The 23,292-nt window shown below is 66.4% G+C and carries 22 protein-coding genes; 15 read left to right on the forward strand and 7 right to left on the reverse strand.

Features of this window, described 5'->3' with window-relative positions; all coding sequences use genetic code 11:
- The first annotated feature begins 173 nt into the window (after positions 1-173).
- Both CQ050_RS18580 and CQ050_RS18585 read left to right on the forward strand, forming a co-directional pair.
- Positions 174-1,268 (forward strand): P1 family peptidase, encoded by a 1,095-nt coding sequence (locus tag CQ050_RS18580; RefSeq protein ID WP_199196865.1) that lies wholly within the window; start codon positions 174-176, stop codon positions 1,266-1,268.
- A 102-nt stretch (positions 1,269-1,370) separates the two neighbouring features.
- The gene (locus CQ050_RS18585; protein WP_105558313.1) at positions 1,371-2,003 is read left to right on the forward strand and encodes a hemolysin III family protein; all 633 of its coding nucleotides are present in this window, start codon (positions 1,371-1,373) and stop codon (positions 2,001-2,003) included.
- Between the two features lie 33 nt (positions 2,004-2,036).
- Here the strand turns inward: CQ050_RS18585 and CQ050_RS18590 are convergent, their stop codons facing one another.
- A complete protein-coding gene (locus CQ050_RS18590) occupies positions 2,037-2,510 on the reverse strand; it encodes an Lrp/AsnC family transcriptional regulator (protein ID WP_105558314.1) in 474 nt (157 codons plus the stop codon).
- Between the two features lie 139 nt (positions 2,511-2,649).
- On the opposite strand from CQ050_RS18590, the gene kynU reads away from it, so the two are divergent.
- Positions 2,650-3,900 carry a kynureninase gene (gene kynU, locus CQ050_RS18595; protein ID WP_105558315.1) on the forward strand — a complete coding sequence of 417 codons (1,251 nt, stop codon included), beginning with the start codon at positions 2,650-2,652 and terminating at the stop codon, positions 3,898-3,900.
- Between the two features lie 79 nt (positions 3,901-3,979).
- Positions 3,980-5,389, forward strand: a complete 1,410-nt coding sequence (locus CQ050_RS18600; protein WP_105558316.1) for an amino acid permease — start codon at positions 3,980-3,982, stop codon at positions 5,387-5,389.
- A gap of 48 nt (positions 5,390-5,437) precedes the next feature.
- Here CQ050_RS18600 and CQ050_RS18605 read toward each other — a convergent pair whose 3' ends face one another.
- Positions 5,438-6,361, reverse strand: coding sequence for a LysR family transcriptional regulator (locus CQ050_RS18605; RefSeq protein ID WP_105558317.1), 924 nt, complete (start codon positions 6,359-6,361; stop codon positions 5,438-5,440).
- Positions 6,362-6,458: 97 nt separating this feature from the next.
- On the opposite strand from CQ050_RS18605, the gene CQ050_RS18610 reads away from it, so the two are divergent.
- On the forward strand, positions 6,459-7,595 hold the full coding sequence (locus CQ050_RS18610) for a pyridoxal-phosphate dependent enzyme (protein ID WP_105558318.1): 1,137 nt from the start codon (positions 6,459-6,461) through the stop codon (positions 7,593-7,595).
- Between the two features lie 45 nt (positions 7,596-7,640).
- Here the strand turns inward: CQ050_RS18610 and CQ050_RS18615 are convergent, their stop codons facing one another.
- The 4 genes from CQ050_RS18615 to CQ050_RS18630 all read right to left on the reverse strand — a co-directional run bounded on the left by CQ050_RS18615 (position 7,641) and on the right by CQ050_RS18630 (position 10,438).
- Positions 7,641-8,054, reverse strand: a complete 414-nt coding sequence (locus CQ050_RS18615) for a VOC family protein (RefSeq protein ID WP_105558319.1) — start codon at positions 8,052-8,054, stop codon at positions 7,641-7,643.
- A 69-nt stretch (positions 8,055-8,123) separates the two neighbouring features.
- A complete protein-coding gene (locus CQ050_RS18620; protein WP_105558320.1) occupies positions 8,124-8,813 on the reverse strand; it encodes a YafY family protein in 690 nt (229 codons plus the stop codon).
- 125 nt (positions 8,814-8,938) lie between these two features.
- A complete protein-coding gene (locus tag CQ050_RS18625) occupies positions 8,939-9,799 on the reverse strand; it encodes a hypothetical protein (protein WP_105558321.1) in 861 nt (286 codons plus the stop codon).
- Positions 9,800-9,970: 171 nt separating this feature from the next.
- Positions 9,971-10,438 (reverse strand): CopD family protein, encoded by a 468-nt coding sequence (locus tag CQ050_RS18630; protein ID WP_105558322.1) that lies wholly within the window; start codon positions 10,436-10,438, stop codon positions 9,971-9,973.
- A 155-nt stretch (positions 10,439-10,593) separates the two neighbouring features.
- On the opposite strand from CQ050_RS18630, the gene CQ050_RS18635 reads away from it, so the two are divergent.
- The 9 genes from CQ050_RS18635 (at position 10,594) to CQ050_RS18675 (ending at position 20,048) form a co-directional block, all read left to right on the forward strand.
- Positions 10,594-11,103 carry a sigma-70 family RNA polymerase sigma factor gene (locus CQ050_RS18635; RefSeq protein WP_105558323.1) on the forward strand — a complete coding sequence of 170 codons (510 nt, stop codon included), beginning with the start codon at positions 10,594-10,596 and terminating at the stop codon, positions 11,101-11,103.
- The gene (locus CQ050_RS18640; RefSeq protein WP_105558324.1) at positions 11,082-12,083 is read left to right on the forward strand and encodes a FecR domain-containing protein; all 1,002 of its coding nucleotides are present in this window, start codon (positions 11,082-11,084) and stop codon (positions 12,081-12,083) included. The genes CQ050_RS18635 and CQ050_RS18640 overlap by 22 nt, the downstream gene beginning before the upstream one ends.
- 112 nt (positions 12,084-12,195) lie before the next feature.
- Complete coding sequence (locus tag CQ050_RS18645) at positions 12,196-14,826, forward strand: TonB-dependent receptor (RefSeq protein ID WP_105558325.1); 2,631 nt, start codon at positions 12,196-12,198, stop codon at positions 14,824-14,826.
- 77 nt (positions 14,827-14,903) lie between these two features.
- Complete coding sequence (locus tag CQ050_RS18650) at positions 14,904-15,950, forward strand: hemin-degrading factor (RefSeq protein WP_105558326.1); 1,047 nt, start codon at positions 14,904-14,906, stop codon at positions 15,948-15,950.
- Between the two features lie 10 nt (positions 15,951-15,960).
- Entirely contained in the window at positions 15,961-16,794 is an 834-nt protein-coding gene (locus CQ050_RS18655) for a hemin ABC transporter substrate-binding protein (RefSeq protein WP_105558327.1), read from the forward strand.
- Positions 16,778-17,776: an iron ABC transporter permease gene (locus CQ050_RS18660; RefSeq protein WP_199196866.1), complete on the forward strand. Its 999-nt coding sequence runs from the start codon at positions 16,778-16,780 to the stop codon at positions 17,774-17,776. Before CQ050_RS18655 ends, CQ050_RS18660 begins: the two co-directional genes overlap by 17 nt.
- On the forward strand, positions 17,773-18,561 hold the full coding sequence (locus tag CQ050_RS18665; RefSeq protein WP_105558328.1) for a heme ABC transporter ATP-binding protein: 789 nt from the start codon (positions 17,773-17,775) through the stop codon (positions 18,559-18,561). Before CQ050_RS18660 ends, CQ050_RS18665 begins: the two co-directional genes overlap by 4 nt.
- A gap of 86 nt (positions 18,562-18,647) precedes the next feature.
- Positions 18,648-19,130, forward strand: coding sequence for a YajQ family cyclic di-GMP-binding protein (locus CQ050_RS18670; RefSeq protein ID WP_006222631.1), 483 nt, complete (start codon positions 18,648-18,650; stop codon positions 19,128-19,130).
- A 12-nt stretch (positions 19,131-19,142) separates the two neighbouring features.
- Positions 19,143-20,048 (forward strand): LysR family transcriptional regulator, encoded by a 906-nt coding sequence (locus tag CQ050_RS18675; RefSeq protein WP_105558329.1) that lies wholly within the window; start codon positions 19,143-19,145, stop codon positions 20,046-20,048.
- Between the two features lie 49 nt (positions 20,049-20,097).
- Here the strand turns inward: CQ050_RS18675 and CQ050_RS18680 are convergent, their stop codons facing one another.
- Entirely contained in the window at positions 20,098-21,021 is a 924-nt protein-coding gene (locus CQ050_RS18680; protein WP_158266070.1) for an AraC family transcriptional regulator, read from the reverse strand.
- Between the two features lie 172 nt (positions 21,022-21,193).
- Between CQ050_RS18680 and CQ050_RS18685 the strand changes: the two genes are divergently transcribed.
- Entirely contained in the window at positions 21,194-23,290 is a 2,097-nt protein-coding gene (locus CQ050_RS18685) for a TonB-dependent siderophore receptor (protein WP_233214161.1), read from the forward strand.
- The last annotated feature ends 2 nt before the right edge of the window (positions 23,291-23,292 follow it).

The raw sequence follows: 23,292 nt of genomic DNA on the forward strand, positions 1-23,292 counted from the left end.
CGGATGATCGGTGTCATTCTGGAGAGCTTGCGGGTGTGCAATGCCCTCCGGCTTAGCCGCACTCTAACAACGCGTCTATTTTTCCACAAAGCATAAGGAATAGTAAAAATATAGCGGCAAGTCATAAGGTTACGCACGCCCGGCGCGGTCCGCGCCGGGCGCACTCAATCGGCATGGCGAGGGAGAATGGTGTGGAACAGCAATGGAACAGGCGGGCGTTCATGATGGCGGCGGCGGGCGCGGCGGCGTTTGCCGGGGTGATGCCCGCGCAAGGCGGCAACGGCTTGCGGCTGACGCCGGGCGGGGGCAGCATTACCCAGGTATCGGGCCTGCGCGTGGGCCATTACACCGATACCCGGCGCCCGACCGGCTGCACGGTCATCATCGCCGAGGCCGGCGCCACGGGCGGGGTCGATGTGCGCGGCGCCGCGCCCGGCACCCGCGAGACCGATCTGCTCAATCCCATGAACATGGTGGACAAGGTGCATGCCATCGTGCTGTCGGGTGGCAGCGCGTTCGGCCTGGACGCCGCTACCGGCGTCATGCGCTACCTGGAAGAAAAGAAGATCGGCTTTGATGTGGGCGTGGCGCACGTGCCCATCGTGCCGGCCGCCATCCTGTTCGACCTGGGCGTGGGCGATGCGTCCATCCGGCCCGATGCGGCGGCGGGTTACCAGGCTTGCAAGGCGGCCGCCACCGACGCGCCGCAAGAGGGCAATGTCGGCGCCGGGGCCGGCGCGACGGTGGGTAAGCTGTATGGCGCCAAGCGCGCCATGAAAGGCGGCATCGGCAGCGCGTCGCTGACGGTGGCGGGCGTGACGGTCGGCGCGATCGTGGCGGTGAATGCGGTGGGCGACGTGCTGGACCCCGCCACCGGCCGCATCCTGGCCGGCGCGCGCACCGCCGACGGCAAGCATCTGCTGGACACGCGCGCCGCCATCCTGGCGGGCGACCTGCCCAATGCCATGCGCCCCGGCACCGCCACCACCATTGGCGTGGTCGCCACCGACGCCACCCTGACCAAGGCGCAGGCCCAGAAGATCGCCGGCATGGCCCACGACGGCCTGGCCCGCACCATCAACCCGATCCACACGATGATGGACGGCGACACGATCTTCGCGCTGGGCACCGGCACCCTGGGCAAACCGGGCAACGTGATGCTGCTGGGCGTCATGGCGGCGGAGGCGATGGCGATCGCGGTGCAGCGCGCCATCCTCGCGGCACGCGCGGTGGAGGGCTTTCCCGCCGCCGTCGATTTCATCGCCTGACGGGTTCGCGCTGCCCCGGCGACCCTCCTGACCTCAGGTTGTCACAGGAAGGGGACATCATGGCGGACACCGGGGTTCCGGTGTCCTGACAGGGGGCTCATTATGTATAAGGGCGAACGATTCAACGGCGCGACCCATCTGGCTGGCCTGGCCCTGGCCGTGGGGGCGTCCGGATGGCTGATCACGCGCGCGGCCGAGCTGAAGGTGGATACCCGGCAGATCGTCAGTTGCGTGGTGTTCGCGGCGTCGATGATCGCCGTCTACGCGTCATCGGTGCTGTATCACTGCACCCGCGGCCGCAACAAGGCGCGCTGGGCCAAGGCCGACCACTGCGCCATCTATCTGTTGATTGCCGGCACCTATACCCCGCTGGCGTTCGGGCCGGTTGCCCACGGCTGGGGCGCGGCGATGGGCGTGGCGATCTGGCTGCTGGCCGCCGTCGGGATCAGCCGGGAATTGTGGTGGGCGCGCGGCGCGGCGCCCGCCTTGCCGCTGTATCTGGCGATGGGCTGGCTGGGGGTGATGTTCGCCGCCCCGATCGCGGGCGCCCTGTCATCCGCGGGGCTGGCCTGGCTGCTGGCGGGCGCGGCGGCTTATACGATCGGCACGCTGTTCTACGTCAACGACAAGCGCTGGCGCCACGCCCATGGCATCTGGCACCTGTTCGTGATGGGCGGATCGGCTTGCCATTTCGTCACGGTGTTCGGCTTTCTGCGCTACGGCACGCCCGCCTGAGCGTGGCGGACAGGGCGCAACGAAAGAACGGTGTCATCGCCAACCGGCCAGCGGCAGCATGCCGCCCCGGTCTTTCACTTTCCGCATGACGATATGCGAACACAGGTCGCGTACCCCGGCGATCTTGCTCAGCTTGTCTTCCACGAATTGGGAAAACGCCGACAGGTTGCGGGTGCGCACCGTCAGGATGTAGTTTGAGGCCCCGGTCACGATGCTGGCTTCGGTGATCTCGTCGTGCGCGGCGATGCCGGCCAGGAAGGCTTCGTGCCAGCCGGGGCGGGACTGGTCCAACGACACATGGACGATGGCCTCGAGTTCAAACCCGAGTTTCTCGGCGTCCAGCACCGCGCGATACTGGCGGATCATCCCGCCTTCCTCCAGCGCCCGCACGCGGCGCAGGCAGGCCGACGGCGACAGCGCGACCTGTTCGGCCAGATCCTGATTGCTCAGTTGGCCGTTCTCTTGCAGGCGGTACAGGATGCGCTGATCAATCGCGTCTAGTTGCATGGTGCAATCCAATTCTAAAAATCCGGGTTCCATGCAATTTACTGCGGAATCTTAGGGTAAGCCACGCCCGGATTTGCAATATTTCGGCCCCGGCGCGCTGCTATCCTGTTTTGCAGGATATTGCCCGAAGGAGCATTGCATGACTACGCGTGAAGACTGCGTCGCCGCAGACCGGAAAGACCCCCTGGCCGCCCTGAAAGCGCGTTTTGAATTGCCGCCTGGCGTGCTCTACATGGACGGCAATTCCCTGGGCGTGATGCCGAAGGCCGCCGCCGCCCGCGCCGCTGGCGTGATCACGCAGGAATGGGGCACCGGCTTGATCCGCAGCTGGAACACCGCCGGCTGGTTCGAATTGCCCGCCCGCCTGGGCGATAAGCTGGGCAGCCTGCTGGGCGCCCGCGAAGGCGAACTGGTCGTGACCGACACCACGTCGCTGAACATCTTCAAGGCGCTGGCCGCCGGGCTGCGCATCCAGCAGCAAAAACAACCGGCGCGCCGCGTCATCCTGTCTGAACGCGATAACTTTCCGACCGATCTGTACATGATCCAGGGCATGATCGACCTGCTGCAGCAGGGGTACGAAATGCGCTTGATCGATGACGAGCTGCCGCTGGACAAGGCGCTGGACGATTCCGTCGCCGTGATGCTGCTGTCGCACGTGAACTACCGCAGCGGCCAGATGCACGACATGGCCGCCGTCACCGCCCTGGCGCACGAACGTGGCGCGCTGACCATCTGGGACCTGGCGCATGCCGCCGGCGCGGTGCCGGTCGACTTGAACGGCGCCAACGCCGATTTCGCCGTGGGCTGCACGTATAAGTACCTGAACGGCGGCCCGGGTTCGCCGGCCTTTATCTGGGTGGCGCCGCGCCACACGCAGGATTTCTGGCAGCCCCTGTCCGGCTGGTGGGGCCACACCCGCCCGTTCGACATGGCCGTGGCCTATGAACCCGCCGGCGGCATCCGCCGTTACCTGTGCGGCACGCAGCCCATCGTGTCGCTGTCGCTGGTGGAATGCGGCCTGGACGTGGCCCATGCCGCCGACATGGCCGACGTGCGCCGCAAGTCGCTGGCGTTGGGCGACCTGTTCATCGCGCTGGTCGAAGAACGCTGCGAAGGCCATCCGCTGACGCTCGTCACGCCCCGCCAGCACGCCGACCGCGGCAGCCATGTCAGTTTCCGCCACCCCAACGGCTACGAGGTGATGCAGGCTTTGATCGCGCGCGGCCTGATCGGCGACTATCGCGAACCCGAGGTGCTGCGCTTTGGCCTGACGCCGCTGTATTTCGGCTACGCCGACGTGTGGGACGCGGTGGATATCCTGAAAGACGTGCTGGACAGCCGCGCCTGGGACAAGCCTGAATTCAAGCAGCGGTCCGCCGTGACCTGAACGCCCTGACGCGTTGCCTTATCGCGCGGGCCCAATCGGTCCTACATCCAGAAAAAGAGCGCAGTACAAGGAGGAGACAATGCAAAAGCAGCAACAGGGCTTCGGCCAGATCACCCAGCGCGAACAAGGCTTGAAGCGGCGCCTGACCTCGGGCCAGATGAGCATGATCGCCATCGGCGGGGCCATCGGCACGGGCTTGTTCCTGGGCAGCAAGTTCGCCATCGGGTTTGCCGGGCCCAGCGTGATCATCAGCTACGCCATAGGCGGGGTGATCACGCTGCTGCTGATGGGCTGCCTGGCCGAAATGACGGTGGCGCATTCCACATCCGGTTCCTTCGGCGCCTATGCCGAGCATTACGTGGGTCCGCTGGCGGGCTTTCTGGTGCGCTATGCGTACTGGTCGTGCGTGGTGCTGGCGGTGGGCACGGAAGTGACGGCGGTGGCCGAGTACATGAAGTTCTGGTTCCCCGGCGTGCCGGGTTGGCAGTGGGTATGCGTTTTTTCGGCGGCGCTGATCTTGATCAACGCGATGAGCGTCAAGGCCTTCGGCACCATTGAATACTGGTTCTCGACCATCAAGATCACGGCGATCGTGGCCTTCATCATCCTGGGCGCGTATGTGGTCTGGGGGAATCCGCAATACGGCACGGCGCTGTATACCTCGCACGGCGGCTTTTTCCCGAATGGCGTGTGGGGCATGTGGGTCGCGGTGGTGATCTCGATCTTCAGCTACCTGAGCGTGGAGATGATCGCGGTGGCCGCTGGCGAAGCCGAGGACCCGGAACGCGCCGTCAAGAAGGCGTTCCGCGCCACCATCGTCCGGCTGGTCGTCTTCTACCTGCTGACGCTGGCGCTGATCCTGGCCATCGTGCCGTGGGACGAAGCCGGCAAGGGCGGCAGCCCGTTCGTGAAAGTGATGCAGGCGCTGCAGATTCCCGGCGCGGCAGGCGTGATCAATTTCATCGTATTGGTGGCGGCATTGTCCGCCATGAACAGCCAGCTCTACATCACGACGCGCATGATGTTCAGCCTGTCTCGCGCCGGGCACGCGCCATCCGCGTTCGGCCGGCTGACCCGCAGCGGCACGCCGCTGAACGCGCTGCTGCTGTCCACCAGCGGGATCGCCATCGCGGCCGTGTTGAACGCGCTGTACCCCGAGACCTCGTTCACGCTGATGATGGCGATTTCGATGTTCGGCGCGTTGTTCACCTGGATGATGATCTTCGTCACGCACTATTTCTTCCGCCGCCGTTGGGCGCGGGAAGGAGGCGCTGCGCTGTCGTTTCGGATGCCGGGCTTTCCGGCGCTGACGCTGCTGGGCGCGGTTGCGATGCTGGCCATTCTGGTCACGACGGCCTTCACCGGCGTGTTCAAGATGACGCTGGTCTTTGGCGTTCCCTTCCTGCTGATTCTGGCCGCGCTGTATTTCCTGCTGTTCAAGAAAAGCGGCGAAACGCTGCTGCTGCAGGCGCGCGACCAGCAAGGGTGACCCGAGCCGCCAACCGCGCCCGGATCATCGCGGGTGTTGCAGCCCGGGTTACCGCCTGGCCTGCCGCCCCGGACCGGACGCGCATTGCCGGATCGCCGCCAGCATGGCGCGGGCGCGGGCCGGTAGCGAACGCGACGCGTACACGGCGTGCATTTGCGGCGCGGCGCCCTGGGCCGAGGTCACGGTATACGCCGGACACACGCGCACCAGGGCGCCACGTTCGATTTCCGGCTGCGCGGCCCAATCCGCCAGCCGCGCGATCCCCATGCCTTGCAAGACCATCGCCATCAAGCCGCTGCCGCTGCTGACCCGCACGGCGGGTTCGGCGTGCATGCGCACAATGCGCTGGTCGTCCCGCAGGTGCCAGTCCTTCAGCACGCGGGGGCCGGTGTGCATCACCAGGCGATGCGCTTTCAGGTCTTCGGGCTCGCGGGGCAGACCCCTGCGGCGCACGTAGTCCGGGCTGGCGCACAACAGCCGGTCGTAGGGCCACAGGTGCGCGCCCAGCAAGTCGCTGGAGGCCGGGAACCCGCCTCGGATCGCAAAGTCCAGGCCTTCGGCGATGGGGTCCACCCATTTGTCGGTATACAGGATGTCCATGCTGACGCCGGGATGGGCGTCCGCGTACTGCCGCAGCACGGCGGGCAGCAGCGCCACGCCCAGCAGGTCCGGCGCTGAAAAGCGCACGCGGCCCTGCACGCCGCCCTGCGCGTCTTGAAGGTCGTCTCGCGCTTGCGCTTCCAGGCGCAGCAACTCGCGCGCCGACTGGAAATAGCTTTCGCCCTGCGGCGTCAGCACCACGCTGCTTTTGCTGCGCAACAGCAGCTGCGCGCCCACTTGGCGCTCCAGCGATTGCACGGCCCGGGTGACGGCGCTGGGCGAGGCGCCCAGCGAGCGGGCGGCCAGAACGAAACTCTGGCGTTCGGCCACGGCGCAGAACACCTGGTATTCCCATAGCGCGCCTCGTTCCATGCGGATTCTCCATTGCGATTATCGCAACATGATATTGCAACGCAGTGCCGGGCGCCCGGCCTAGACTGACGGCTTTCCCGCCTTATTTCTCTTCATCATGCCGCAGCCCTTCTATGTGGACCCGCTTTCCGGCGGACGCTATCCGATCACTGACGCACGCTGGTGCTCCGACGCCCAGACGCCGCTGATGATTTCGGCGTTGCCGGGCATTTCGCGCGACGACATCGATACCCGCGACCGCTCGATCTGGCGCTATCGCGCCGCGTTGCCGCAGGACATTGCAACGCCGGTGTCGATGGGGGAGGGCGGCACGCCGATGGTCGAACGCGCTTGGGGCGGCCTGCGGCCGCATTTCAAACTGGAATGGTTCAACCCCACCTGCAGCTTCAAGGATCGGGGCGCGGCGGTCATGCTGTCATGGCTGCGCCAGATCGGCATCCCGGCGGTGGCCGAGGACAGCTCGGGCAACGGCGGCGCGGCCATCGCTGCCTTCGGCGCGGCGGCGGGCATGGGCGTGACCATTTTCGCGCCGGCCTATACGTCCATTGCCAAAGTGGCGCAGATCCGCGCATTCGGCGCCGACGTGCGGCTTGTGGAAGGTCCGCGCGAGCATTCGCAGACCGAAGCCATCCGGGCTTCACAAGACATCTTCTACGCCAGCCACAATTGGCAGCCGTTCTTTTTGCAGGGCACCAAATCGATCGCCTACGAGATGTGGGAAGACTTTGGTTTCCAGGCCCCCGATAACGTCGTGATCCCGGCGGGCGCGGGCAGCAACGTGCTGGGTTGCGCCATCGGCTTCGCCGAATTGCTGGCTGCGGGCCAGATCCGCCGCCTGCCCCGGCTGTTCGTGGCGCAGCCGTTGAATTGCTCGCCTGTGGACGCCAGCTTTCAGGCGGGGCAAGACGAGGCGGTGCCGCGCCAGGTGCTGCCCACCGTCGCTGAAGGCACGGCCATCAAGCATCCGGTGCGCTTGCGCGAGGTGTTGCAGGCGGTGCGGGCCAGTGGCGGACAGACCGTGGCGGTGCCGGAAGCGGACATCGTGGCGGCAGTGAAGCGCCTGGCGCTGTCCGGCCTGTACGCCGAACCCACTAGCGCGACGGCGGCGGCGGCCCTGGACGTACTGCAAGCGCGTGGCGCGATCCAGGCCAGCGAGCGCACGGTCGTGCTGCTGACCGGCACCGGCATCAAGTCCACGCAATTCATGACGGACCTGTATTCGACGGCGTCGTGAATGGGGCGCGGGCGTGCTCGGCATGCCGGCAAGCCCGCGCTGGCCTCAACTGGCTTGGGCCGCTGCGATGCGTTCGTCTGCCGCGTTCAAGGCAGGGGCGCGCGAGAACACGCGCAGACGGTGCCCGTCGGGATCCAGCGCGACGAAGGTGCGCCCGAAGTCCATGTCGGTGGGGGCTTGCAGGATGGGCAGGCCGCGCAGGCTCCATTCACGGTGGCGCTGGTTGACGACGTCGACATCGGCCACGGCGAAGGCCAGTTCGGACGCGCCGCCGCGGCCGGCCGCAGCCGGCTCCACCGTGTAGCGCGACCACAATCCCAGCTTCAGGCCGGAATCCAGCACGAAGAGGGCGAACGTGGGCGAATTCTCGACCGGTTCGCGTTGCAGCAGCGCACTGTAGAAGGCGGCGCTGGCCTGGGGCTTTTCGACGTAGAAGAGGACGTAGTTGGTATCGGACATGAGGCGCTCCTGGTGGTTGATGCGCTCATGTTAGGCAGGGGTACTGTCAGTTTTTGGCAGTAGTGTGCATCAGGCTTTTTTCGGCTCCTGGTGGATCCCGCGCCACTCTTTCAGCAAGGCGTGACGGCGCCGGGGATAGCGGTCGCCGGCAGTCAGCGCGGCGATGCGGTCGGTGCGGAAATGCCGGAAGTCCTGGCGCAGTTCACACCAGGCCATGACCAGCCGCACACTGTCGAAAAAGCCCAACGCGAAGGGCCAGATCACGCGGGCGGAATCCGATCCCTTGTCGTCGCGGTACTGGATCTCCAGTTTCCGCTCGTTGCGGATCGCCTGGCGGATCAGCGCCACGTCCACGCGGTCGATGACCGCGCTGGCGCTGGGAGCGACCAGCAACGGAATGGCGTCCAGCTCGTCGCGCAACTCCTGTGGCAGCACCGCGCCGATTTTGGCCAGGGCATTGCGGGCGGCCAGACCCAGGCGTTCGTCGGAACGGCCGGCCACCCAGCGCGTGCCCAGCACCAAGGCTTCTATCTCTTCGGTGCTGAACATCAAGGGCGGCAGCATGAAGCCGGGGCGCAGCACGTACCCCACGCCGGGTTCGCCCTCGATTTCGGCGCCCTGGCATTGCAGCGTTGCGATATCGCGGTACAGCGTGCGCAGGCTGATGCCCATTTCGGCGGCCAGCCGGTGGCCGCTGACGGGAAGGCGGTGGCGGCGCAGCGTCTGGAGCAGCTCCAGCAGTCGTTCGGTGCGAGACATGGCGGGGGGAAGGAACCGGATGCGTAATGCTGCCACGAAATGGCAGCATTCGGTCGGCTATTCGGTCGGCTATTCAGCCGCCGTGTCCGACCGTCGCGCGTCCGGTTCGCCCGCAGCGGATGGCGCTAGGAGCCGACCTTCTTGCCCGTCGCCACGTCGATCACCGAGCCGTCTTCCAGGCTGACGCGGTAGATCTCGCGCACGACGTTGCCGGCAAAGCCGATTTCAACGATGGACACGTCTTTGAACGTGGTGTTGATGCCGTCGGGCAGCACGGCATTGAACTTGTCGGACTCTTGCTTCATGGCGTCCTGCAAGCGGGTGTCGTAGATCGCCATGCTGTAGACCAGCGTGGTGTGCGGGTTGTGGGCGCGCGCCTCTTTGCCGTCCTGCATGATGTTGACGCCGCTGACGCCCATGGTCTTGACCAGGTTTTTGCCCGCGTCGCTCATCTTGGCGTAGACGGGGCCCGTCACGCGTGGCAGCGGGCCGTCGCGCAAGGGGGCCAGCGCGGCGGTCGCGGCGGTGTTGTAGCGCATCATGTCTTCAAAGCCCTGGCCGCTTTTGACGACGCCCAGATCCAGCCACCACGGATGGCCGGCGCCCTTGGCGGCTTCCGTCGGGTAGAAGGTCTTCAGCGTGACCTGCAGCGGGGCGGGCGGCTTGGGCAGCGCGCGCAGCATGCGGGCGGGGGTCTCGGGATCGGCGCTGTGGATGTGGACCACGGTGACGTGCGGCATGTTGGGCGTTTCGGCCTCGGTCTTCAGGCCCAGCGCCAGCAGATCCTGCTTGAGCGTGCCGGTGATCTTGGCGTCCAGGACGGCGTTGACGTCCTGCGGCAGGCGGTACACCACGCCGTAGGTGGCTTTGTGGGCGCGGAACTCGGGCTTGTCCAGGGCGCTGTTGTCGATGGGCGCGGCGGCCTGGGCGGCGAACGAGGTGGCGAACAGGCCGAGGGCGGCCAGGTGGAATGCACGTTTGATCATGGGGAATCCCTTGTCGTTGTTGACGTGACCCGCGAGAGTCATCCGCAGTGTGGCCACTGCGGATGTACGGGGTATTGCACCAGTCGAAAGAATCCCGATACCAGTCCCCACTTGGCCGATAGGTGGCGGCGGCGGCCGGTATCCGCGCGGAGCCGGCGGCCGGAGCCAGCGCTAGATCATGAAGACGATGGCCACGATGGCGATGCCCAGCACCAGGTTCACGCCCACCCAGCGGCGGATGCCCGCCATGGCCTGGCCGCCTTTCGGCCAATCGCCCGCGGCGACCGCGGCGGCCAGACGCTTGTAGAGCGCAAAACGGATATGGCCGAAGATGGCCATCATCACGATCCCGCCCGATGCCATCAGCGTCCAACCCAGCGGCATGAAAAACGCGCCGCCCGTGCGCGAGGCCTGGCTGGCCTCCTGGCCGATCATCGATATGCCCGTCAGCAGGATCAACACAATCGCCCACAGCACGGCGTTCAGGAAGGGGCCCAGCACCGACGCCATCAGTTTCAGGCGCACCGGCGGTTCCAGTTGCGCGGCCGCCGGCCGCAGGAAACAGTGCGCGAACAGCATGCCGCCGACCCATAGGATCACGGCGATCACATGGATGAACTTCACGACGCTATAGAACATGGGGGCTGCCTGCAAGGGAAGGGCCGCGGAATGCCGCCCGGTCTGTCCCCATCATATCGCCGCAACATAATCTTGCGCGGACTTGACCGGAATCATGGTTTTGCATTTAGAATGAGATTGATTTCTATTTGTACATAGCGTTCTGGGAGCCCGTCGTGCCGAACCCTGTACTCGCTTCAGGCGACGCCGTTCAACTTTTGTACCGCACGCATCATGGATGGCTGCAGGGCTGGTTGCGGGCGAAACTGGGCAATACCTTTGATGCGGCCGACCTGGCCCAGGACACGTTCGTGCGGGTGCTGCGCCACCGCCACGAGCTGGACGCACTGCGCGAACCGCGCGCCTATCTGACCACGATCGCCAAGCGGCTGCTGCTGAATCATCACCGGCGCCGCTCGGTTGAAGACGCCTACCTGGAAGCGCTGGCGCTGATGCCGGAAGCGGTTGCGCCGTCGGCCGAACATCGCCTGATCATCCTGGAAACGCTGCAGGAGATCGATGAAATGCTGTCCGGGCTGTCCCGGCCCGCGCGCCAGGCGTTCCTGCTGGCGCAGCTGGAAGGGCTGAGCCACGGCGAAATTGCCGAACGGCTGAATGTGTCGCTACGGTCCGTCCACCGCTACATCACGCGCGGGTTCGAGCAATGCATCATGGCGGTGGCGTGAGCGCGCCGGCTGGCGAGCTGCCCGCCGTCGAGCGCAATGTGGCGCGCGAGGCGGCGCGCTGGCTGCTGCGGCTGAGTTCGGGCCGCGCGACCGATGCGGACGTGCATGCCTGCGACCAGTGGCGCGCCAGCAAGGCCGAACATGAATACGCGTGGCAACGCGCGCAACGCGTGAACCAGCGCTTTGGCCTGATCCCGGCGGCACTCGGCATGGCGACCCTGAACCGGCCGCAATTGCAGCAGCGGCGCGCGGCGTTGAAGGCGCTGGTGGCCCTGGTGGTGGCGGGCCCCGCCGGGTGGGCCGCGTGGCGCGCTGACCCGCTGGACTGGACGGCGGACTATCGCAGCGGGCCAGGCCAGCGGCGCGACATCACGCTGGCAGACGGCTCCACCTTGCATCTAAACACGGCCAGCGCAGTGGATGTGGCGTTTGACGCCGCGACGCGCCTGGTGCGGCTGCGGTCGGGCGAGATCGCCGTGCACGCGGTGGCGGATGCTTCGCCCGCGCCGCGGCCGTTCGTGGTCCGCACGAGCCTGGGCGATATCGAGGCGATGCCGTCGCGCTTTTGCGTGCGCCAGGACGGCGGGCAATGCCAGATCAGTGTGCAGGAGGGGCAGGTCCGCGTCAGCGGCGGCGCGCATTCCGGCCGCGTGCTCAGCCTTGCCGCAGGCCAGCAAGGCCGGCTGACCCAGGACGGCGTGTCGGCGCCGTCGGCCGCCGATCCCCATGCCAGCGACTGGATGCGCGGGGTGCTGTACGCCAACCAATTGCGGCTGGACGCGTTCGCCTCCGAACTGGGGCGGTACCGCTCGGGCGTGCTGCGCTGCGATCCGGCCATCGCGCATCTGCGTATCTCTGGCGCCTTCCAGTTGAACGACACGGACGCCGTACTGGCTGCCTTGCCGGCGACGCTGCCGGTGCAGGTTCGCTACCGCACGGCCTACTGGGTGACGATCGGGCCCCGGGAAGGGGCCGCGTGATTTTCGGCCGTTACAAAATAGTGACGCCCAAGCTGTCCGATTCGCGATTCACGAGGGTCATGGTCTGTATAGGCAAACGAATGCCGATACCCGTTGGATCGAAAGGACGACCATGGCTTATCTCCCCGCCGGCCGCGCAAGCGGCTCCCGAAACGCTCCGGACGCGCAGGTCCGGTTGACCCGTCTGACTTGCGCCGTGCATGCCGCCTTGGCGTTCGCCGCCATCGCCGGTGCCATGTTGCCGATAGCCACCGTTCAAGCGCAGGCCTCCGCGCAGGCGTCGGGGCAAGCCGCCGCGCGCAGCTACCGCATCCCGGCCGGCCCCCTTGCCGAGGCATTGCCGCGTTTCGCCGACCGCGCTGGCGTGACGGTGCTGTTCGACGCCGCGCTGGTGGGGCAACGCCGTTCCGGCGGACTGGAGGGCACGTATTCCGTGCGTGATGGCTTCGAGCGGCTGCTGGCCGGCAGCGGGCTGGCGGTGAACGAGCGCAGCGCCGGGGTCTTCGTGTTGTTGGCGGCCCCGCAACCCGGCGTGACGCTACTGACTCCGGTCCAGGTGGAAGGCGAGAGGGCGGTCGTGACGCCCGCCTGGGAAACCAGCACCGACCGCAAGAAGATGGACGATCTTCAGATCAAGAACTGGAGCGATCTGGGCAAGCGCGCCGAAGCAGGGGTGAGCTTCAACCGGACGACAAACAGCATCAACATCCGCGGCCTGGATCAGGATCGCGTGCTGACGCGCGTGGACGGCATCCGCTTGCCGTGGCTGGACGACGGCGCGCGGGGCGTGAAGGGCGGCCTGGAGGCCGTGGACTTCAACAGCCTGTCGCGGCTGGACATCGTGCGTGGCGCCGACGCGACCGGCGGCGGCTCGGGCGCCCTGTCCGCCACCGCCGACCTGTACACGCTGGAACCGTCCGACCTGCTGACCGGCGGCAAGACCTTCGGCGCGCTGGCCAAGACCGACTACGATTCGGCCGACGCCAGTTGGGGCGCCAACGCCGCGCTGGCGGGCCAGATCCACAGCAACACGTTTTGGCTGGTGCAAGCCGGCGTGCGCAACGGGCACGACGTGGACAACCGTGGTGATGTCGGCGGCTACGGTCCCAAGCGCAGCCAGCCCAGCCCCGAAGACTATGACCAACAGAGCTTCCTGATGAAGCTGCAGCAGCGCGTCGAAGGCGGACACCGGTTCGGCCTGACGGGCGAATATTTCAAGCGTCGCGCCGACATCGACAACATGTACGACCAAGGCGCGGGCACCAGCTACCTGTACGGCGAAAACAGCACCAGGAAGGAAACCGAGCGCGAGCGCGTGTCGTTCGATTATTCCTATAAGGCGCCCGGCGAAGGCAGCCTGATCGATACCGCCACCGCGGTCGTCTATTGGCAGCGGATGCGGCTGGACAATTCCCTGGACGGCGTGCGCAGTGTGGATTCGCGCGCCGGCATCATCCCGGGCGATCCGTTCCGCTACGGCTTTCCCAGCGGCCCCTACGGGCGCAGCAACTCCATCCAGCAGACGCTGTTCGGCGTGAACGGCGAACTTACCAAACGACTGGGCGGCGCCTCGATGTCGCAGCTGTGGACGGTGGGCGGCGAGTGGTATGGCAACAAGACCGAGCAGAACTCCAGCGGGTACGACAATTGCCCCGTGTTGCGCCCGGGTCTGCCTGCGCTGTTCGGCCCGCGTTCGTGCGACATGCTGCACACCAACCAGGCCGACGTGCCGCAATCCAAGGGCAACCAGTGGGCCCTGTGGGTGCAAGACGAATTCAGCTTCGCCGACGGCCGCTATACCGTCATGCCCGCGCTGCGCTACGACCACTATGAACAGAAGCCGCAGTCCAGCGCCAGCTACGAAAGCAATCCCAACGCAGGCGCCTTGCCGCCGTCCAACAGTGGCAGCCGCTTCTCGCCCAAACTGCTGGGCACGTGGAAAGCGGCCGAGCAACTGAGCCTGTACGCCCAGTACGCCTACGGTTTCAAGGCGCCCAGCGCCAGCCAACTCTACACCAACTACGGTGGCCCCGGAACCTATCTGCGCGTGGGCAATCCCTATCTGAAGCCCGAAACCAGCAAGGGTTGGGAATTGGGCGCCAAGATGGGCAGCGACGACCTGGGCGGTGCGGTATCGTTGTTTGATAATCGTTATCAGAACTTCATCGATGCCAATCAGCCGTTGAACCCGAGCTCGCCGCAGTGGCAGCCGGGTTGGACGGGGCAGTATCCGCTGGGCATCACGGGCAACGTCAACCGTGCGAAGGTCCGCATCTACGGCGCGGAAGCCAGCGCGCATTGGAAGTTCGCGCCGGGCTGGCGCACCTGGGGTTCGGTGGCATGGACCGTGGGCAAGGACGAAGGCACCGGGCAGCATCTGAATTCGGTGGCGCCGTTGAAGGCCATCGTCGGTGTGGGCTACGGCCGCGACGTGTGGGGGGTGGACGCCCTGTTGACCACCGCGCTCAAGCGCGACAAGGTCGAATACCCCGATGGCCCGCCGGCGGCAGCCAATGCCGACTTCCAGGCGCCGGGTTATGGCGTGGTGGACCTGATGGGCTATTGGCGCCCGGCGGCGGTGAAGGGGCTGCAAGTGCAGGCTGGCGTGTTCAACCTGTTCGACAAGAAATACTGGGAGGCCATCAACGTGCCCACCGCAGGGACCCAGGCGCTGCCGCGCACGGTGGATTGGTATACGGAACCGGGCCGCAGCGTGCGCGTGTCGTTGACGTACCAGTATTGATTTCGCGCCACCGCCGGCCGCATGCGGGGCTGGCGGTGGTTTTTCAAGAATGCTCTGCTCTGGCCGGAGGGCCTACGATGACGAACCAAGATTTCAACTCCCGCGCGCAAGCGCTGCGCATCCGCAACGATGAATTGGCGGCCGCGCAACCTGGATTGCGCGCTCGCAACCTTGCCCAGGCGCTGGGCGTCTCCGAAGCGGAATGGGTTGCTGCCGGTTGTGGCGGCGTGAAGGCGACCGCGCTGCACGGCACGCCCCAAGCCATCTTCCGCGAACTCGGCACGCTGGGCGAAGTGATGGCATTGACGCGCAACGACTGGTGTGTGCACGAACGCCACGGCGCCTACCTGGACATCCAGGCGGATGGTCCGGTGGGCCTGGTGTTGGGGCCGGACATCGACCTGCGCGTGTTCTTCAGCGCCTGGAAGTCGGCCTGGGCGGTCGAGCAGGACGGCCGCCACAGCCTGCAGTTCTTCGACGGCGCCGGCGTGGCCGTGCACAAGGTCTATCGCACCGATGCCACGGACGCCGCCGCCTACGCGGCGCTGGTCGCGACATTCGCGGGCGAACCGCAATGGCCGGAAACCACCGCCTATGCCCCCGCCACCGATGCCCAGCAGGTCGAAGACGCGGCAGGCTGGCGCGAGGCCTGGCTGGCCATGAAGGACACGCATGAATTCTTCCCGCTGCTGCGCAAGTTCAAGGTGACGCGCCTGGCCGCGCTGGCCGCGGCGGGTGAAGACCTGGCGCAGCCCGTGCCGGCGGAATCCGTTGAACGCATGCTGCAATCGGCGGCGGAATCGGGCCTGTCGATCATGTGCTTCGTGGGCAACCGGGGCATGATCCAGATCCATAGCGGCCCCGTGCAGCAGCTGCGCCGCACCGGCCCCTGGTACAACGTGCTGGACCCGAAGTTCAACCTGCACCTGGACACCACCGCCATCGCATCGGCCTGGGTCGTGAACAAGCCCACGTCCGATGGCTGGGTGACGTCGCTGGAGGTGTATGCGGTCAATGGCGACCTGATCGTGCAGTTCTTCGGCGAACGCAAACCGGGCAAGCCTGAACTGACCGGATGGCGCGAATTGATGATCAGCTTGTGCGGCGCGCCCTTGGCCGCCTAAGGATCCGTTGATGAAAAAGTGGCTGGCAATTGCATTGGGCTGGGTCATGGCGGCGGGCGTGCATGCCGCCGAACCCAGCCGCGTGGTGACGCTGGGCGGCAGCGTGACGGAAATCGTGTACGGCCTGGGGCAGGGCGGCCGGCTGGTGGGCGACGACCTGTCCAGCCTGTATCCCGAGGCGGCCACCAAACTGCCGCGCGTGGGCTATTACCGCGCCGTGCCGGTGGAGGGCGTGCTGTCGCTGAAACCCGACCTGGTGCTGGCGTCGGAGCAGGCGGGGCCCCCGGACGCGCTCAAACGCCTGCAGGGCGTGGGCGTGCGGGTCGTGACGGTGTCGGACGCGCCCTCGGTGGATTCACTGAAGGCGCGTATCCGCGGCGTGGCCGACGCGTTGGGCGTGGCGCCGGCCGGCGAGCGCATGGTGGACGAGGTCACGCGGGAACTGGCCCGCGCCGAAGCCTTGCCCGCCACGCGCGCCCGGGCGTTGCTGCTTATCAACCGCACCGGGTCGCCACAAGGCGCGGGCCGCGACACGGCCGCCAACGAAGTCATGCATCTGGCGGGGCTGGTCAACGTGCTGCACGATCAGCAAGGCTACAAACCCCTGTCGGCCGAAGCCGTCGGCGCGCTGGCGCCCGACCTGATCGTGGTGACGCAGGCCTCGCTGGATGCGGGCGGCGGCATGGAGGCCTTCCTGCGCCTGCCGGGCATTGCCTCCACGCAGGCCGCAGCCAAGCGGCGGGTGGTGGTGATGGACGACCTGCTGATCCTGGGTATGGGGCCGCGTCTGCCGCTGGCGCTGACTGAACTGAAGAAGGAGGTCGCGGATGTCATGGCGCGTTAGCGCGCCATTGGCATTGGGCCTTTTGACCGCGGCGTTGGTGCTGGCGGCGCTGGCCGCCACCGCCAATGGCGCGGTGGCCATTCCGCTGCGCGAACTGCCTTCCTTGCTATGGGGGGCGGCCACGCCAGAAAACGCCCTGTGGCGCAATGTGCTGATCGACATCCGCCTGCCCCGCGTGCTGTTCGCGATGGTGACGGGGGCGGGCTTGGCGATATCGGGCGCGGCCATGCAGGCGCTGTTCAGGAACCCGCTGGCCGAACCCGGCCTGATCGGTATTTCGGCGGGCGGCGCGCTGGGGGCGGTTGCCGCCATCGTGCTGTTTTCGGGCGGGTTCTGGGTCACGGCGCCGTCGGCCTTCATCGGCAGCCTGCTGGCGACGCTGTGCGCCTATGCGGTCGGCCGCCGGGTACCGGGTGTGGCGGGCCTGCTGCTGGCCGGCGTGGCGATCACCGCGATGGCGTTCAGTCTTATTGGCGTGCTGACGTTCATCGCCACCGACGCGCAACTGCGCGATCTGACCTTCTGGAACATGGGCAGCCTGGGCGGGGCCAACTGGGCGCTGCTGGCTTTCCTGGGCCCCTGGGTCCTGCTCGTCAGCGTCTGGCTGGTCAGCCAATGGCGCGTCATGAACGCCTTGCTGCTGGGTGAACGCGAGGCCCAGCATCTGGGTTATGCGCTGAAACGCGTGCGGGCCAAGCTGGTGCTGGCCAGCGCGCTGATCGTCGGGCCGCTGGTCGCCGCCACGGGCACCATCGTGTTCGTCGGGCTGGTGGTGCCGCACCTGGTACGCATGACTCTGGGCGCCAACCACCGCTGGCTGCTGCCCGCCACCGTCATCGCGGGCGCGTTGGCGCTGGTGTTGGCGGATTGGGCGGCCCGCACGGTGGTCGTGCCGGCCGAATTGCCCATTGGCCTGGTGACGGGGCTGGTGGGTGGGCCCTTCTTCCTGTGGCTGCTGGCGCGCGGAAGGAGAATCGGATGACCCTTGCCGCACGAAACCTGACGCTGTCCCGCGGGGGCGCGCGCATCCTGACCGAGGTGTCGCTGGACGTCCGGCCAGGCGAAGTCGTGGGCCTGCTGGGCGCCAACGGCGCGGGCAAGTCGACCCTGCTGGGCGCGTTGGCGGCCGAGCTGACCCCCGACTCGGGCCACGCGTGCCTGGACGGCACCGCGCTTGCCGCGTTGCCGCACCGGCAGCAGGCGCGGCAACGCGCCGTGTTGCCGCAAAAACCCGGATTGACCTTCGATCTGGATGTACGTGAAGTCGTCGCCATGGGGGCCTATCCGTTTCCCGAATTGCCGCCCGGCCAGGTGGACGCATGGGTGACGCAGGCGCTGGAGCTGGCCGACGTGGCGCATCTGGACGGGCGCCGCTATCCCGAACTCTCCGGCGGCGAACAGCAGCGCGTGCAATTCGCGCGGGTGCTGGTGCAATGCCATGCGGCGCGAGCCCCGGGCGAAGCGCGCTACCTGCTGCTGGACGAGCCCACGGCCAGCCTGGACCCGAAGCATCAGGCCGACCTGCTGCGCCGCGCCTGGGAACTGGCGCACGCCGGCAATACGGGCGTACTGGTGATCCTGCACGACATGAATCTGGCGGCGCGCTGGTGTGACCGCCTGCTGCTGCTTAGTGGTGGCCGGGGCATCTCGGTGGGCACGCCCAGCCAGGTGCTGACGCCGGCCAACCTGTATCTGGCCTACGGCATCGACGCCCAGGTGATTGCGCACCCGCTTCAGCCCGGGCGGCTGCTGGTGCTGACGGCTTGAGCACGACACGGGCCGCGCGGGGTCGGTAAAATAGACAATACCTAGGTATTCGCCCATTTCACCCATTACTCAACAGGACCCGTGTCATGCCTACTTTTGACGTCGTCTCCGAAGTCGACAAACACGAACTCACCAACGCCATCGACCAGGCGAACCGCGAACTTTCCACCCGTTTCGACTTCAAGGGCACCGATGCCAAGTTCGAACTGGAGGGCTTCGTCGTGACCCAGGTTGCCTCCAGCGCATTCCAGTTGAAGCAGATGCTCGACATCCTGCGTGGCCGCCTGTCGGCCCGCGGCATCGACGTGCGTTGCCTGGATGTGGCCGACCCCTTGGAAAACCTGGGCGGCGCGCGCCAGAAGGTGACCATCAAGCAGGGCATCGAGCAGCCGGTGGCCAAGAAGCTGATCGCCGCCATCAAGAACGCCAAACTGAAGGTGGAATCCCAGATCAACGGCGACAAGCTGCGCATCACCGGAAAGAAACGTGACGACCTTCAAACGGCCATCGCGCTACTGAAGAAGACCGACGTCGACCTGCCCCTGCAGTTCGAGAACTTTCGCGATTGATGCCGCCGGCTCATGGGTCATTCCACGGAGCTGCAACTCGTTGTTGAACTCGCGCGCGCCGGCGGCATGTCGGCCGCCGCGCGGGAACTGGATGTCACGCCGGCCGCCGTCAGCAAGCGGTTGGCGCAAATCGAAGCGCGCCTGGGCGTGCGCCTGTTCAACCGCAGCACGCGGCGCCTGAGCCTCACGGCCGAAGGCGAGGTCTACCTGGAAAGCGCCCGCCGTATCCTGGGCGAGATCGAAGACCTGGACACGCTGATCGCCAGCCGCCAGGCCAGCCCGCGCGGCCTATTGAAAGTCAACGCGCCGCTGGGCTTCGGCCGCAGCTACATCGCGCCCGCCATCGCGGAATTCGCCGCGAAGTACCCCGACGTATCGCTGCAACTGCAACTGACGGACAGCCCGGCCGACTTCGTGCAGGATGCGTTCGACGTCGCCGTGCGCTTCGGCGACCTGCCCGACACCCGCCTGATTGCCCGCAAGATCGCGCCCAACCGGCGCCTGGTCTGCGCGTCTCCCGCTTACCTGAAAGCGCACGGCACTCCGGCCATCCCGCACGACCTGACGCGGCACCAGTGCATCGTGTTGCGGCAGAACGAGGCCACCTACGGATTGTGGCGGTTCACCAAGGGCCGCCGCAGCGAAACCGTGAAGGTGCGCGGCAATCTCAGCAGTAACGACGGCGAAGTGACGCTGACGTGGGGCCTGGCCGGCCTGGGCATCCTGCAACGCGCGGAATGGGACCTGGCCCGCTATCTGCGCAGCGGCCGGCTGGTGCGCGTGCTGGAAGACTATGCCTTGCCCCAGGCGGACATCTACGCGGTGTTTCCGGAACGGCATCACCTGTCGGCCAAGGTCCGCGTGTTCGTGGATTTCCTGGTGGGGTATTTCCAGAAGGGATCGGAAAATAGCTGGTGACGCACGCAGCGGCGTGCAAGCCGCAAGGGCGGCAGCCCGTGCCGGCAGGTCAGGCGGCAGCCCGTTTCGCGCCGCGCAGCGATGACGGATTGACGCCGAACTGCTTGCGGAACGCGGCGGTGAAATGGCTGGCATTGCTGTAACCGAGATCCGCCGCGACGTGCGCCACCGATAAGCGGCCACGCAGCAGCAGCGCTTGTGCCTGGCGCATGCGTTCGGACTGGAAATAGGTATAGACACTGCATCCGTATTGGCGGCGGAACGCCCGCACCAATGTCGGCACGCTCACGCCCGCGTCATCGGCCAGCGCGGCCAGGCTGGGCGCCCGGCTCAGATCGGCCAGCAGATGTTCGTGCACGCGCGCCATCCGCTGTTGGGCGCTGGCCGACAAGCCGGTCAAGGGCCGCGAGCATGATTCCAGGAACAGACTCACCAGCATCAATGCCTGGGCTTGCATCCACAGCCCGTGACGGCTTGCCGTGCCTTTGCCGGAAAGGGTCTGCGCCAACAGATGCGCCGTGCTTTGCAGTTCGGCGCCGCCATGGCCGTGCAGGAAGCAGGCCGACGAGGCCAGGCCGCTTGCCAGGCTGCCGTCCACATCGTGGGTCCAGCGCTTGAGGACATCCGGCCGGACCATGACGGTCACGTTGTCCAGCCGGCCTTCCTGGCAGTAATGCCCGCGCCGTCCGGGGCCGTAGCTGATGCTGCCCATGCCTTCGCTTACGGCGAATTCCCGGCCGCCTTCCCAACGCTCGAAGTGGCAGGCGGCGCGGCCGTGCATGCGGCTGTTGAAGCTGAAGTGGACGTAATCGCTGTCGTCCTGCAAGGGAATGTCCAGCGTTTCGTTGAAGGCGCTGCGCCAATAGACCAGTTGCGCGCCTTCCTGCAGCGGCACGCGGGTGATGTGGCAGATGCTGCCGGGGCCAAGACGCAACACCGACGTGTCGGTGACAACGCGGGACAGCGGGATCATGCCGGAACTCATGGCGGTTCGCACCAGATAAGGTGATCCGATCGGGGGAGTTGATCCGATTCGGGTGGAAATACAAATGGAAATCATTATCATCCATTTGTGTTGACCCTGCAAATACGGCCCGGCCAGCCGTATCCGACCCGAATCCCCCGATCATCCTGAAAGGCCCCCAATGCGATTCCCTGCCTTGCCGGCGCTCTCCCTGCCCACGCTGGCGTTGTCTATTGTCCTGCCCGTCCACGCCCAACCGGTTGGCGAGGCGGCGGCCTTGCCCGCCATCACCGTGCATGCGCGCGGTACCGGCGAGACCGATAAAGACCTGCCGTACACCGTCAATGTCATGGACGGCATCACGCTTGAAGAACGCCGCATGCTCAATGTGGAGCAGGTGCTGCGGGCCACGCCCGGCGTGAACGTCAATTCCTCCGGCGGCGCCAACGTATCCACGATTTATATCCGTGGCGTCGGCGCGCTCTATCCCATGAGCATGGACGACAGCTCGGTGGCGTTGAACGTCGACGGCAGCCCCCTCTCGACGCGCCACATCTCCATCGGAACGCTGGACGTCGATCAGATCGAGGTGCTGAAAGGGCCGCAAGGCACGCTGTTCGGCGGCATGGGCGAGGCCGGCGCCGTCAACCTGACCACGCGCCGCCCGACCCGTGAGTGGGAAGGCTACGCCCGCGCCGAGTATGGCCAAGAGCGCCAGTTCCTGACCGAGGCGGCTGTCGGCGGTCCGCTGACCGACAAGCTTGCGGGCCGCTTCGCGATACGCGCGGGCGGCTCCGACCACTGGATCGAAAACGCCCGCAACGACCGGCCGCTTTCCAAGCCGCGGGACGTGGCCTTTCGGGGTAGCCTGCTTTTGGACATCACCGCGCGCACCAGCGCGTTGGTCTCGGCCGAACGCCATCAGATCCGGCACCTGGGCGAGCAACTGGTGTTGATGCCCTACGGCCGGCCCCCGACGGTGGATATGGACCCATCGTTGCTGGACGACGCGAAGAAAACCGTCGAACGCTACACCCTTCAGGCCGATCATCGTTTCGACGGCGCCAAGCTGACGGCAACATCCGCCTACACCGATAGCTACAACATCGGCCCCGTGGTCTACGACCGCCGTCTGCAGACCGCCATGGGGCGCGGTTCCAGCGAGTTCTGGAACGTCGACGAAGCCCGTGAACATCTGTTCACGCAGGATCTGCGCCTGGCCTCGCTGCCTGGCGCCGACGTCTTCTGGGTGACGGGATTGTCGTATTCCCACGCCACGCGCGCCTACGACACGCCGCGCAATACCTACGGCGAGGCCAGCGCCAAGTACCGCGATTTCGACACGGACCGGTATGGCGTCTATGGAGAAATGACCTATCCCATCGCCGAGCAGTGGAAGCTGACCACAGGGCTGCGTCAGTCATGGGTGAAGAAGACATATGCCGGCGAGTACCACGGCGAGGGTAGCGTCCAGACAGACCACCGCAAGCTCGACGACAGCTTCACCACCGGCCGCATCGCGCTTGCGTATGCGCTCACATCCGAAACGACGGTGTATGGCAGTTATGGCCGCGGCTACAACCCGGCCGGCTTCAACGACTATGCTGCGCAGCCAGCGGACAGCGCGCCGTATAAAGCCGCCGAAACCAACTCCTATGAACTCGGCTTCAAGTTTCTGAGCGCCGACGGACGCTACGGCTTGAATGGGTCCGTCTATTTGAACCAGGTGCGCAACAACCACTTGCTGTCTTATGACTCGGCAACGTATGTCGTCAGCGCGCTCAACGCCGACACGCGCAGCAAGGGGGCGGAGCTTCAGGGCAACGTCCGGCTGGACAACGGCCTGGGCTTCACGGCGGGCTTGAGCTACATCGATGCCAAGATCATGACAACCGTGTCAGGCATTGGCGATGGCGACGTGCAAGCCGGCAACCGCGTGCCGGACGTCTCGCGCTGGAGCGGCACGCTGGGCGTTACGTACCGCCGCGCCATGCCCGCCTTCATGGGGCTGTCGGCGCCGGTGCTGAATGCCCGGCTGGACTACCAGTATGTCGGCAAGCGCGCCGCCGACCCGCAGAACCACTTTGATCTGGACGACTACCACTTGCTGAATGCCCGCTTGGGGCTGGCCAACGGGCGCGCCGAATACTACGTCTGGGGCAGCAATCTGTTGAACCAGCAGTATGACCTTTATGGGTATTTCGCGCCGCCCAGCGTGGCCTATGGCGTACCCGCCCGCGGCCGCACGCTGGGCGTCGGCGTGTCGTACACCTTCTGACC

Source organism: Achromobacter sp. MYb9, assembly GCF_002975275.1.
GTDB lineage: Bacteria > Pseudomonadota > Gammaproteobacteria > Burkholderiales > Burkholderiaceae_B > Achromobacter.

Excerpts from the sequence above, each read along its gene's own strand:
- CQ050_RS18585 (WP_105558313.1), top strand. The coding sequence starts at position 1,371 with ATGTATAAGGGCGAACGATTCAACGGCGCGACCCATCTGGCTGGCCTG.
- CQ050_RS18640 (WP_105558324.1), top strand. The coding sequence starts at position 11,082 with ATGCATCATGGCGGTGGCGTGAGCGCGCCGGCTGGCGAGCTGCCCGCC.
- CQ050_RS18615 (WP_105558319.1), bottom strand. The coding sequence starts at position 8,054 with ATGTCCGATACCAACTACGTCCTCTTCTACGTCGAAAAGCCCCAGGCC.
- CQ050_RS18580 (WP_199196865.1), top strand. The coding sequence starts at position 174 with ATGGCGAGGGAGAATGGTGTGGAACAGCAATGGAACAGGCGGGCGTTC.
- CQ050_RS18610 (WP_105558318.1), top strand. The coding sequence starts at position 6,459 with ATGCCGCAGCCCTTCTATGTGGACCCGCTTTCCGGCGGACGCTATCCG.
- CQ050_RS18600 (WP_105558316.1), top strand. The coding sequence starts at position 3,980 with ATGCAAAAGCAGCAACAGGGCTTCGGCCAGATCACCCAGCGCGAACAA.
- CQ050_RS18685 (WP_233214161.1), top strand. The coding sequence starts at position 21,194 with ATGCGATTCCCTGCCTTGCCGGCGCTCTCCCTGCCCACGCTGGCGTTG.
- CQ050_RS18670 (WP_006222631.1), top strand. The coding sequence starts at position 18,648 with ATGCCTACTTTTGACGTCGTCTCCGAAGTCGACAAACACGAACTCACC.
- CQ050_RS18680 (WP_158266070.1), bottom strand. The coding sequence starts at position 21,021 with ATGATCCCGCTGTCCCGCGTTGTCACCGACACGTCGGTGTTGCGTCTT.
- CQ050_RS18675 (WP_105558329.1), top strand. The coding sequence starts at position 19,143 with ATGGGTCATTCCACGGAGCTGCAACTCGTTGTTGAACTCGCGCGCGCC.
- CQ050_RS18630 (WP_105558322.1), bottom strand. The coding sequence starts at position 10,438 with ATGTTCTATAGCGTCGTGAAGTTCATCCATGTGATCGCCGTGATCCTA.
- CQ050_RS18655 (WP_105558327.1), top strand. The coding sequence starts at position 15,961 with ATGAAAAAGTGGCTGGCAATTGCATTGGGCTGGGTCATGGCGGCGGGC.
- kynU (WP_105558315.1), top strand. The coding sequence starts at position 2,650 with ATGACTACGCGTGAAGACTGCGTCGCCGCAGACCGGAAAGACCCCCTG.
- CQ050_RS18620 (WP_105558320.1), bottom strand. The coding sequence starts at position 8,813 with ATGTCTCGCACCGAACGACTGCTGGAGCTGCTCCAGACGCTGCGCCGC.
- CQ050_RS18645 (WP_105558325.1), top strand. The coding sequence starts at position 12,196 with ATGGCTTATCTCCCCGCCGGCCGCGCAAGCGGCTCCCGAAACGCTCCG.
- CQ050_RS18590 (WP_105558314.1), bottom strand. The coding sequence starts at position 2,510 with ATGCAACTAGACGCGATTGATCAGCGCATCCTGTACCGCCTGCAAGAG.
- CQ050_RS18625 (WP_105558321.1), bottom strand. The coding sequence starts at position 9,799 with ATGATCAAACGTGCATTCCACCTGGCCGCCCTCGGCCTGTTCGCCACC.
- CQ050_RS18665 (WP_105558328.1), top strand. The coding sequence starts at position 17,773 with ATGACCCTTGCCGCACGAAACCTGACGCTGTCCCGCGGGGGCGCGCGC.
- CQ050_RS18660 (WP_199196866.1), top strand. The coding sequence starts at position 16,778 with ATGTCATGGCGCGTTAGCGCGCCATTGGCATTGGGCCTTTTGACCGCG.
- CQ050_RS18650 (WP_105558326.1), top strand. The coding sequence starts at position 14,904 with ATGACGAACCAAGATTTCAACTCCCGCGCGCAAGCGCTGCGCATCCGC.
- CQ050_RS18605 (WP_105558317.1), bottom strand. The coding sequence starts at position 6,361 with ATGGAACGAGGCGCGCTATGGGAATACCAGGTGTTCTGCGCCGTGGCC.